Source organism: Cellulosimicrobium funkei (assembly GCF_001019615.1).
Classification (GTDB): domain Bacteria; phylum Actinomycetota; class Actinomycetes; order Actinomycetales; family Cellulomonadaceae; genus Cellulosimicrobium; species Cellulosimicrobium cellulans_E.
In genome coordinates, this window is record NZ_JNBQ01000061.1 from 1 (window position 1) to 10,551 (window position 10,551).

Below are 10,551 nucleotides of genomic sequence, written 5' to 3' on the forward strand. Positions count from 1 at the left end.
TGGCCGCACCGCGCGCCGTGCCCAGGGCGGCGCGAAGAGCCCGCGTCCGACGCCCCGCTCGACGTGCTCTCGGAGTTCGGGCTGAGCGCGGCCCCCGCCGTGGAGCAGGCGGTGCCCGCGGCCACGGGCCCGGACGCCGACGCGCTGCTCGGTGCGCCCGACGCGCCGCGCAAGGCCAAGCGCACCCGGACGACGCGCAAGGCGGCGCCGGCGGACGACGTCGCCGCGCCCGAGGCGGAAACCGCCGGGCCGACCGAGCCCGCACCGGCGACCGAGGCTCCTGGGGAGAAGAAGCCCGCGCGCCGCTCGCGCCGCGCGACCTCCGCGGCCGGCGCCCCGAGCGCGCAGGCCCCGACCGCGAGCGTCGCGGACGCACAGCCTCCGGTCACGACGGCCGACGACGCTGCGCCCGTCGTGGCCGAGGCCACCGCGCCGCTCGTCCAGCCGGACGCGCCGGCCTCCGAGGAGGCGCCGAAGAAGCCTGCGCGCCGCTCGCGCCGCGCCACCTCGAAGGCCGCCCCCGCCGAGGCCCCGACAGAGCCGCAGCAGGCGGCCGAGACGACGTCGAGCGACGCCCCGGCAACCGCGGCCGCACCCGAGGCGCCTGTCTCGCCCGCCGCGACCGGCGTGGGCACGAGTGCGCCGCGGCTCGCGACGACCGCCCTGCTCTTCCAGGCGCCCGACCCCGCGGCCGCGCCGCGTCGTCCCCGCCGGGCCCAGAGCCCGGCCGGTCCGCCGCGCCACGTCGAGCCGACCCCCGCGGCCCAGGCGGCCCCCGCCGCGGCCGAGCCGCGCGAGCGGGCTCCGAAGGAGTCCGTGGCTGCCCCGGTGGCGTCCGAGCGCACGGAGGACGTGACGGTCGAGGTCGCCCTCACCGGCGAGGACGCCGCCGCCGTCGAGGAGATCGAGGCCATCGAGTCGGAGCTCGTCGCCGAGGGGATCGAGCTTCCCGACGACGCGTTCGGCCCGGAGGACTTCGTCGAGCTGAACGAGGCCGAGGCCGACGCCACCGAGGACCAGGCCGCGTCCGACGACGCGGAGTCCGGTCCCCGCCGTCGCCGTCGCCGTGGTGGCCGCGGTCGCCGCGGTCGCCCGGACACCGGTCGCGAGCAGGACGAGAGCGACGAGAGCCCCGCCGAGGGGGACGAGCCGGTCGACGCCGACGCGACCGCCGAGGCCGACGAGCCCGAGCACGAGGCTGCGGACGCCGAGTCCGGCGAGGACGACGCGGGCGGCAGCCGCCGTCGGCGTCGCCGCCGCCGTGGTGGGCGGGGCGAGAGCGGCGAGAGCTCCTCGACCCGTTCGCGGCCGCGCGAGCGCAGCCTGGCCGACGAGGTCACGGCGCTCAAGGGCTCGACGCGTCTCGAGGCGAAGCGCCAGCGTCGCCGCGAGGGTCGCGACGCGGGCCGTCGCCGCCAGATCATCACCGAGGCGGAGTTCCTCGCTCGCCGTGAGGCGGTCGAGCGGTCGATGGTCGTGCGCGAGCGCGCGGGCCGCACGCAGATCGCCGTGCTCGAGGACGGCGTGCTCGTCGAGCACTACGTCTCCCAGCAGTCGCAGGCGTCCATGGCGGGCAACGTCTACCTGGGCCGCGTCCAGAACGTGCTGCCGAGCATGGAGGCCGCGTTCATCGACGTCGGCAAGGGCCGCAACGCGGTGCTGTACGCGGGCGAGGTGAACTGGGACGCGGCCGGGCTCGAGGGCCAGCCGCGACGCATCGAGCAGGCGCTCAAGTCGGGCGACTCCGTGCTCGTGCAGGTGACCAAGGACCCGATCGGGCACAAGGGCGCGCGCCTCACGTCGCAGATCACGCTCGCGGGGCGCTACCTCGTGTTCGTGCCGGGCGGCGGCATGACGGGCATCAGCCGCAAGCTCCCCGACACCGAGCGCAACCGCCTCAAGAAGATCCTCAAGGAGGTCGTGCCCGACGGCGCGGGCGTCATCGTGCGCACCGCCGCCGAGGGCGCGAGCGAGGAGGAGCTGCGCGCCGACGTCGAGCGCCTGCGCGGGCAGTGGGAGGCCATCGAGAAGAAGTCGAAGAGCGCCTCGGCGCCGGCGCTGCTCCAGGGCGAGCCCGACCTCGCGATCCGCGTCGTCCGCGACATCTTCAACGACGACTTCAGCTCGCTCGTCGTCGAGGGCGACGGGGCGTGGAGCGAGATCTCCTCGTACGTCGAGGAGCTCGCGCCGGACCTGCGCGAGCGCGTCTCCAAGTGGACGGGCACGCAGGACGTCTTCACGGTGCACCGCGTCGACGAGCAGCTCGCCAAGGGCATGGACCGCAAGGTCTGGCTGCCGTCGGGCGGCTCGCTCGTCATCGACCGCACCGAGGCCATGACCGTCGTCGACGTCAACACGGGCAAGTTCACCGGCTCGGGGGGCACGCTCGAGGAGACGGTGACGCGCAACAACCTGGAGGCGGCCGAGGAGATCGTCCGCCAGCTCCGGCTGCGGGACATCGGCGGCATCATCGTCATCGACTTCATCGACATGGTGCTCGAGTCCAACCGCGACCTCGTGCTGCGTCGCCTCGTCGAGTGCCTGGGCCGCGACCGGACCAAGCACCAGGTCGCCGAGGTCACGTCCCTCGGGCTCGTGCAGATGACGCGCAAGCGCGTCGGCCAGGGCCTGGTCGAGGCGTTCAGCGAGACGTGCGAGCACTGCCACGGGCGCGGGTTCATCGTGCACACCGACCCGATCGAGAAGTCGGGCGGCAACGGTCGCGGGGGCCACGACCACGGCGGCAACGGCGGGAGCGGCGGCCCGGCGGCCGCGGAGGAGCCGGCCGAGGCCGGGCGCTCGCGGTCGCGTCGCAAGCGCGGCACCGCCACCGCCGCGGCCGGCAAGGACGCCGCCATCACGCTCCCGCAGCCGGCCGTCCCGGTCCTGCCGGAGGTCTCGTCCGAGGCGCGCGAGGCCGTGAAGGCCACGCTCGCGACGATCGCCGCGGCCGCGGCGCACGCCCACGAGCACGAGCACGAGCACGGCGGCGCGGACTCCGCACCGGTCGCCGGCGACGACGCGCACGCGGAGCCCGGCGAGGAGTGACGCGGACCGCACCCGGCGGCGTACCGCTGTACGCCGCCGGGGCGCGCGTCCGCCTGCGCGGGTGGCGCGGGGACGACCTCGCGGCGTACCGCGCGTGGCTGCGCCCGGAGCACGAGTGGCACCGGTGGGACGGCCCGTACTACCCCGTGCCCGACGACGCCGCGTCCGACGCCGCGGTCGCGCGCCTCGCGCGCGCGGCGGCCACGCAGGCCGCCCACCCGGACGGCCTGGACGACGACGGCCTCCCGCCGCGGCGCGTCGTCGTGGCCGACGAGGAGGACCGCCTCGTCGGGACGTGCTCCTGGTACTGGGTGTCGGCCGAGACGCAGTGGGCACGGGTCGGGATCGGCCTCTACGACCCCGCGGTGCGCGGCCGAGGCCTGGGCCGCGACGCGCTCGGCGCGTGGATCTCCTACCTGTTCTCGGTGACGGACTGGGTCCGCCTCGACCTCGCGACGTGGTCCGGGAACGCGGCGATGCTCGGCGCCGGCCGAGCGCTCGGGCTCGTCGAGGAGGGGCGGTTCCGCGACGCCCGCGTCGTCGACGGCGTGCGGCACGACGCCGTCGTCCTGGGCGTCCTGCGCCGGGAGTGGGCCGCCCGGTCCTGACCGGTGCGGGGGCGTCTTCGTCCCCGTCACCCGCACCTGGCATCATGCCGCCATGGGTTACGACCTCTCGGGCCGCCTCGTCGTCGGCGTCGCCTCGTCCGCACTGTTCGACCTCACCGAGTCCGACCGCGTGTTCCGCACGCAGGGGGAGGCGGCGTACCGCGACTTCCAGGAGCGTCACCGCGACGACGCGCTGGCCCCGGGCGTCGCCTTCGGGTTCGTGCGCCGCCTGCTCGCGCTCAACGACCTGGCGCCGGCGGCGGACGACCCGCTCGTCGAGGTCATCGTCATGTCGCGCAACTCGCCCGAGACGGGCCTGCGGGTCATGCGTTCGATCCGGCACCACGACCTCGACATCACGCGCGCCGTCTTCCGCCAGGGCCGCAGCCCGCACGAGTTCATCCGCCCGCTGCACGTGGACCTGTTCCTCTCCGCCGACGAGCGCTCCGTGCGCGACGCGGTCGACCTCGGCCTGCCGGCCGGGTACGTGCTCGACCCGACGTTCGCCGACGAGGCCGGGGACGAGCTGCGCATCGCGTTCGACTTCGACGGCGTGCTCGCGGACGACTCGTCCGAGCGCCACTTCAAGGACGGCGGCCTCGCCTCGTTCCGCGAGCACGAGGCGCTCAACGCCGACGTGCCGCTCGGGCGCGGCCCGCTGCGCGAGCTGCTCGTCGGCATCCACCGGGTGCAGGTCGTCGAGCGCGAGCGGCACGCGACCGACCCGTCGTACCGGCCGCGCGTGCACGTCTCGCTCGTCACGGCACGCTCGGCCCCGGCGCACGAGCGCGCGGTCGCGACGCTGTCGTCGTGGGGCGTCACCGTCGACGACGCGTTCTTCCTCGGCGGGGTGGACAAGGACGGCGTCCTCGAGGTGCTGCGCCCGCACATCTTCTTCGACGACCAGCGCGCCGTCGTGGAGGCGACCCGCCGCGTCGCCCCGTCGGTCCACGTGCCCTACGGCGAGCTCAACCGCGGCGTCCTGCCCGCGGAGCCGACGCTCGACACCCGGCGCCCGCGTCCGGCCGACGCCGTCCCTCCCGCGCCCACCCGGCGCGAGGCGGCCACGCCGGCGGCACCGACCGCGGCGACGGGCGAGCGCGGCGCCGAGGAGGAGCCGGCGCCCGCGCGCGGCGACGAGGTCCGCACCCGGGGGACCGGCACGCGCGAGCTCCCGCTCGTGCGTTCCGTGCCGGGCATCGGTGGTGCGGGTCTCGCCGGTCTCGCCGGGGCGTCGACGGTCGTCCCGGCCGCGGAGCCGGCGCGCGAGGCCGAGCGTCCCGAGCCGGCCCCCGGTCCCGCGACCACCGCTGCCCCCGCTCCTGCTGCTCCACGGGACGGAGAGGCCGGGCCAGAGCCGGCGACGAGCCCGGAGCCCACGGACCGTCCGTCCGACGCCGAGGGCTCGGCGCCCACCGGGACCACGCTCCTCAGCCGCCGGGACGTCGCGCGCCCGGGGACGCCCGACCGCGTGTCGGTGCTCGGCCACGCGGGGGAGCAGAAGCCGCTGCCCGTCCGCCCGTCGAACGGCTCGGCCCGGCACCACTGACGGGCGCACCGGCCCCGCGTCGCGCGCTGTCGGGGTCCGGTGGTTCACTGCTCGCATGAGCGGCGCCGCACGTCTCCCGGACCCTTCGCCCCGCGCGGGCGGCCGGGTCGAGGTGGTGTGCGGCCCGATGTTCGCGGGCAAGACCGAGGAGCTGCTGCGCCGGGTCCGACGCGCCGAGGTCGCGGGGCGCCGCGTCGAGGTGGTCGGCCACGTCCTCGACACGCGGCGCGGCACGGGAACGGTGAGCTCGCACTCCGGTCTCGCGATCCCGTCGCGGACGGCGCGCGACGCGGCCGACCTCGCGCGGCTGGTGCACGACGGCGGCCCGCTCGACCTCGTCGCGGTCGACGAGGCCCACTTCTTCGGGCCCGACCTCGTCGACGTCGTGCAGCGCCTCGCGGACGACGGGCTGGTGGTGGTCGTCGCGGGCCTCGACGTGACGTTCGACGCGCGGCCGTTCGAGCCCCTGCCGACGCTCGCGGCCCTCGCCGAGCGCGTCGACAAGCTCACCGCCGTGTGCGCGGTGTGCGGTGAGGACGCGGCGTTCCACGTGCGGGTGGCTCCGGAGGCGGCGGCCGACGACGGACCGCGCGACCCGCTGGCACCCGTCGCCGCGCACGTCGGCGGCGCCGAGAGCTACGAGGCGCGGTGCCGCGCGCACCTGCCCGCGGCGCCGTGGCGGGCTCAGCCGGCCGGCGGCCCCGGCGGGTCCTCGACGAGCGGGACGAACGAGTAGGAGCCGTGCTCGCTCACCCGGGCGCCCCCCGGCGCGTCCGGGTCGGCCTCGACGAGCAGCATCGTGTGCCGGACCGGGACCACCATCCGGCCGCCCGGCGCGAGCTGGTCCACGAGGGCCTGGGGGAGCGCGTCGGCCGCCGCGGAGACGAGGACCCGGTCGTACTGCTCGCCCGGTGTGCCCAGGACTCCGCGCCGCGCGGGCTCCAGGCGCGCCCAGGGGACGTGCGCCGTCGCGACGTTCGCGGCGCCCCACGCGGCGAGGTCGAGGTCGCGCTCGAGTCCGAGCACGCTGCCCGACGGCCCGACGAGCACGGCGAGCAGCGCCGTCGTCCACCCGGAGCCGGCGCCGACGTCGAGGACCCGGTGTCCGGGGGCGACGTCGAGCAGCCGCAGCATCGCCGCGACGGTCGAGGGCTGCGAGTTCGTCTGGCCGTGCCCGATCGCGAGCGGGCGGTCCTGTCCGGCCCAGCGGCGTTGCGCCCGGGGGAGGAACGCGCGGCGGTCGACCGCGCGCATCGCGGCGGCGACGGCGTCGTCGTGCCCGCGACGGCTGCTGCCGTCGGGCGGGCCTGCCGGGCGCATGCGACCACCTCCACCGCCAGCGTAGGCACGGCCGCGCGCCACCCGCCCTCCGTCGTGGCCGGTCGCCGGTGACCGTGAGTCGGACGACGAGGGGACGACCGGACCCCCCGGGTGGCGAGGGCGCACGCGCGGCGGGATGCTCGACGGGTGCGCGGGCGCGTCGGTGCGCCCGCCCCGGACGGGGGAGCCCGGCATGAGCGGCACGGTGGCACGGATCACGCACATCAGCGCGCGGTCGGACACGAGCTTCGAGGACGCCGTGAAGATCGGCGTCGAGCGCGCGGCGAGCACGCTGCGCAACGTCTCGGGCGCGTGGGTCAAGGAGCAGAAGGTCGACATCGTCGACGGTCGCATCACGACCTGGCAGGTCGTCCTCGAGATCACGTTCGTCCTCGAGTAGGACGGCGGTCGGCGGACCGCGGGACGGGGCCGTCGCGCGCGGGAGATCGTGCGCGCGGTCACGGCCCGCGCCATTTGACCTGCCCAACCGATTTCCGTACTCTTGAACGTCGGCGCGCCCAGGCGCGCCGGTCCCGTGTGCCCACGGACGACTCGCACTCGCACGCCGCGGCGTGGCCGGAGTCTCCAAGACGAACTCGCCGTGACGAGCACGCCAAGACTAGGAGAGATGAGCAGCAACGTGGTGTACGCGATCGTCAAGGCCGGTGGCCGTCAGGAGAAGGTTTCCGTCGGCGACATCGTCGTGGTGGACCGGGTGTCCGCCAAGGTCGGTGAGTCCCTCGAGCTGCCCGCTCTCCTGCTGGTGGACGGGGAGAAGGTGACCACCGACGCGGCGAAGCTCGCGAAGGTCAAGGTCACCGCCGAGGTCGTGCGGGACGAGAAGGGTCCGAAGATCACGATCCTGCGGTACAAGAACAAGACCGGTTACCGCCGTCGTCAGGGTCACCGCCAGCAGCTGACCCGCCTCAAGGTCACCGGCATCAAGTGACCTCGCCCGGCGCGAGGTAGCGGCCACGGGTCGCCCCGCGCCGACCGGCACCCTCCCTCAGCAACCAGCACGAAAGCAGGTTCGTCATGGCACACAAGAAGGGCGCGAGCTCCTCGCGCAACGGTCGCGACTCGAACGCCCAGCGCCTCGGCGTCAAGCGCTTCGGCGGTCAGGTCGTCAAGTCGGGCGAGATCATCGTCCGCCAGCGCGGCACGCACTTCCACCCCGGTGAGAACGTCGGCCGCGGCAAGGACGACACGCTGTTCGCCCTGGCCGCCGGTGCGGTCCAGTTCGGCACGCGTCGTGGCCGCAAGGTCATCGACATCGTCGCCGTCGAGGGCTGAGCGACAGCCACAGGCTTCGAGCAGGAGGGGCGCACCGACGCGGTGCGCCCCTCCTGCTGTTTCTCGCACACCCACCTCTGAGAGGATCGTTCCATGGCCAGCTTCGTCGACCGTGTCGTCCTGCACGTCTCCGGCGGCAACGGCGGGAACGGGTGCGCCTCGGTCCGTCGCGAGAAGTTCAAGCCGCTCGCCGGCCCCGACGGCGGCAACGGCGGTGACGGCGGGACCGTACGCCTCGTGGTCGACGCGCAGACCACGACGCTGCTCGAGTACCACCACTCGCCGCACCGGCACGCGACGTCGGGCACCCAGGGCATGGGCGACGACCGCGACGGCGCGAACGGCGACGACCTGGTCCTGCGCGTGCCGGACGGCACGGTCGTCAAGACCGCCGACGGTGCCGTCCTGGCGGACCTCGTGGGCGACGGCGCGGAGTACGTCGTCGCCGAGGGCGGTCGCGGCGGGCTCGGCAACGCCGCGCTCTCGTCGCCGCGCCGCAAGGCGCCGGGCTTCGCCCTGCTGGGCGAGCCGGGCGAGGAGCGGGACGTCGTCCTCGAGCTGAAGACGATCGCCGACGTCGCGCTCGTCGGGTACCCGAGCGCCGGCAAGTCGTCGCTCGTCGCCGCGATCTCGGCCGCGCGGCCCAAGATCGCCGACTACCCGTTCACCACGCTCGTGCCGAACCTCGGCGTCGTGCAGGCGGGCTCGGCGCGGTTCACCGTCGCGGACGTCCCGGGACTCATCCCGGGCGCGAGCGAGGGCAAGGGCCTCGGGCTCGAGTTCCTGCGCCACATCGAGCGCACCGCCGTGATCGTGCACGTCCTGGACTGCGCGACGCTCGAGCCGGGCCGCGACCCGATCAGCGACCTCGACGTCATCGAGGCGGAGCTCGCCGCCTACGCCCAGGACCTCGACATCGAGGGCGGCCGCGTGCCGCTCACCGAGCGCCCGCGGCTCGTCGTCCTCAACAAGATCGACGTGCCCGAGGCGCGCGAGCTCGCCGACCTCGTCAAGCCCGACCTCGAGGCGCGCGGCCTGCGCGTGTTCGAGATCTCGACGGCCAGCCACGAGGGCCTGCGCCCGCTGACCTACGCGCTCGCCGAGCTCGTCGAGAAGGCCCGTGCCGAGGCACCCGCGCCGGAGCCGACGCGCGTCGTGCTGCGGCCGCGCGCCGTCGACGAGGCCGGGTTCACCGTCACGCGCAAGGGCGGGGCCACGGACTACTGGTTCGAGGTGCGCGGCGCCAAGCCCGAGCGCTGGGTGCGCCAGACGGACTTCAGCAACGACGAGGCCGTCGGCTACCTCGCCGACCGCCTCGCCCGCCTGGGCGTGGAGGAGAAGCTCTTCGCCGCCGGGGCCGTCGGGGGCGACGAGGTGCGCATCGGCACCGACGCCAACGCCGTCGTCTTCGACTGGGAGCCGACGCTCCTGACCGGCTCCGAGCTGCTCGGCGGCCCGCGCGGCTCCGACAACCGCCTCGACGAGCGCCTGCGCCCGACGCGCACGGAGAAGCGTCGCGAGCACCACGAGCGCATGGACGCCAAGGCCGAGGCGCGCCGCGAGCTGTGGACCGAGCGCGAGGCCGGCACGTGGACGGACCCCGACGCGGACTGACGCAGGTCCGCTGTGGACGGACCCCGACGCGGACTGACGCAGGTCCGCTGTGGGCAGGAAATGGGCCCGGTACCCCACGAGGGGACCGGGCCCATTCGCTGTCCACCACCGGTCCGGGGCGTCCTGGTCCGTGAAATCCTGCGCGCCCGGGAGCGGCGGGCGGCGATGATGGACGCGTGAACCCGCTGTCCTCCCGCTCCGAGATCGCCTCCGCCCACCGCGTGGTGGTGAAGATCGGCTCGTCCTCGCTCACGGGTGCGGACGGGCACCTCGACCTCACCGCCCTGCGCGCGCTCGTCGACGTGCTCGCGGCCCGACGCGCGGCAGGCGGCCAGGTCGTGCTCGTCACGTCCGGCGCGATCGCCGCGGGGATCGGGCCCCTGGGGCTCGCGAGCCGGCCGCGCGACCTCGCGACGGCGCAGGCGACCGCCTCGGTCGGGCAGGGCATGCTCGTCGCCCGCTACACCGAAGCGTTCGCAGGGCACGGGCTGCGTGTCGGGCAGGTGCTGCTCACCGCGGAGGACACCGTGCGGCGCGGGCACTACCGCAACGCCCAGCGCTCGCTCGAGCGGTTGCTGGACCTCGGCGTCGTGCCGATCGTCAACGAGAACGACGCCGTCGCGACCGACGAGATCCGGTTCGGCGACAACGACCGCCTCGCCGCGCTCGTCTCCCACCTCGTGCGTGCCGACGCGATGGTCCTGCTCACCGACGTCGACGGCCTCTACGACGGACCGCCGTCGCGCCCGGGCACGCGCCGGATCGCCGAGGTGCGTTCACCCGCCGACATCGAGGGCGTCGAGGTCACGGGCCGGGGGAGCGCGGTCGGGACGGGCGGCATGCTCACCAAGCTCGAGTCCGTCTCCATCGCGACCGGCACGGGCATCCCGGTGGTGCTGACCCAGGCGCAGAACGCCGCGGCCGCGCTCGCGGGCGAGGCCGTCGGGACGTGGTTCGCCGCGACCGGCAAGCGGACGACGCGCCGGCGCCTCTGGCTCGCGCACGCCGCGCGCACGCGCGGTCGGCTCGTCCTCGACGACGGCGCGGTGAAGGCCGTGCAGGGAGGGCGCGCGTCGCTCCTGCCCGCGGGGGTCACGGCCGTCGAGGGGGGAGTTCGAC

The 10,551-nt window shown here is 75.5% G+C and carries 10 protein-coding genes; 9 read left to right on the forward strand and 1 reads right to left on the reverse strand.

Translation table 11 applies throughout. The annotated features are described in order from the left end of the window. The 4 genes from FB00_RS20265 to FB00_RS20280 form a co-directional block, all read left to right on the forward strand. On the forward strand, positions 1–3,048 hold a 3,048-nt coding region (locus tag FB00_RS20265; protein WP_052877828.1), incomplete at its 5' end, for an Rne/Rng family ribonuclease. After that, entirely contained in the window at positions 3,045–3,656 is a 612-nt protein-coding gene (locus tag FB00_RS20270; RefSeq protein WP_231581970.1) for a GNAT family N-acetyltransferase, read from the forward strand. The genes FB00_RS20265 and FB00_RS20270, both read left to right, overlap by 4 nt. Positions 3,657–3,708: 52 nt before the next feature. Then, on the forward strand, positions 3,709–5,205 hold the full coding sequence (locus FB00_RS21835; protein ID WP_082141558.1) for a 5'-nucleotidase: 1,497 nt from the start codon (positions 3,709–3,711) through the stop codon (positions 5,203–5,205). A 55-nt stretch (positions 5,206–5,260) separates the two neighbouring features. Next, complete coding sequence (locus FB00_RS20280; RefSeq protein ID WP_047234732.1) at positions 5,261–5,941, forward strand: thymidine kinase; 681 nt, start codon at positions 5,261–5,263, stop codon at positions 5,939–5,941. On the opposite strand, the gene FB00_RS20285 is transcribed toward FB00_RS20280, so the two are convergent. Beyond that, positions 5,890–6,525, reverse strand: coding sequence for a protein-L-isoaspartate O-methyltransferase family protein (locus FB00_RS20285; protein ID WP_047234733.1), 636 nt, complete (start codon positions 6,523–6,525; stop codon positions 5,890–5,892). The genes FB00_RS20280 and FB00_RS20285 overlap by 52 nt on opposite strands. Before the next feature lie 193 nt (positions 6,526–6,718). Here FB00_RS20285 and FB00_RS20290 point away from each other — a divergent pair, with 193 nt between their 5' ends. The 5 genes from FB00_RS20290 to proB all read left to right on the forward strand — a co-directional run. Further along, positions 6,719–6,925, forward strand: a complete 207-nt coding sequence (locus FB00_RS20290) for a dodecin family protein (RefSeq protein ID WP_047234741.1) — start codon at positions 6,719–6,721, stop codon at positions 6,923–6,925. Positions 6,926–7,153: 228 nt separating this feature from the next. After that, a complete protein-coding gene (gene rplU / locus FB00_RS20295) occupies positions 7,154–7,474 on the forward strand; it encodes a 50S ribosomal protein L21 (protein WP_047234734.1) in 321 nt (106 codons plus the stop codon). 86 nt (positions 7,475–7,560) lie between these two features. Beyond that, on the forward strand, positions 7,561–7,818 hold the full coding sequence (rpmA, locus tag FB00_RS20300) for a 50S ribosomal protein L27 (RefSeq protein WP_047234735.1): 258 nt from the start codon (positions 7,561–7,563) through the stop codon (positions 7,816–7,818). A gap of 93 nt (positions 7,819–7,911) precedes the next feature. Further along, complete coding sequence (obgE, locus tag FB00_RS20305) at positions 7,912–9,432, forward strand: GTPase ObgE (RefSeq protein WP_047234736.1); 1,521 nt, start codon at positions 7,912–7,914, stop codon at positions 9,430–9,432. 185 nt (positions 9,433–9,617) lie between these two features. Continuing rightward, on the forward strand, positions 9,618–10,551 hold a 934-nt coding region (proB, locus tag FB00_RS20310; RefSeq protein ID WP_082141560.1), incomplete at its 3' end, for a glutamate 5-kinase.

Bases quoted from the DNA above. Each gene is read 5' to 3' on its own strand.
- FB00_RS21835 (WP_082141558.1), top strand. From the start codon at position 3,709: ATGGGTTACGACCTCTCGGGCCGCCTCGTCGTCGGCGTCGCCTCGTCC.
- obgE (WP_047234736.1), top strand. From the start codon at position 7,912: ATGGCCAGCTTCGTCGACCGTGTCGTCCTGCACGTCTCCGGCGGCAAC.
- FB00_RS20290 (WP_047234741.1), top strand. From the start codon at position 6,719: ATGAGCGGCACGGTGGCACGGATCACGCACATCAGCGCGCGGTCGGAC.
- rpmA (WP_047234735.1), top strand. From the start codon at position 7,561: ATGGCACACAAGAAGGGCGCGAGCTCCTCGCGCAACGGTCGCGACTCG.
- FB00_RS20285 (WP_047234733.1), bottom strand. From the start codon at position 6,525: ATGCGCCCGGCAGGCCCGCCCGACGGCAGCAGCCGTCGCGGGCACGAC.
- rplU (WP_047234734.1), top strand. From the start codon at position 7,154: ATGAGCAGCAACGTGGTGTACGCGATCGTCAAGGCCGGTGGCCGTCAG.
- FB00_RS20280 (WP_047234732.1), top strand. From the start codon at position 5,261: ATGAGCGGCGCCGCACGTCTCCCGGACCCTTCGCCCCGCGCGGGCGGC.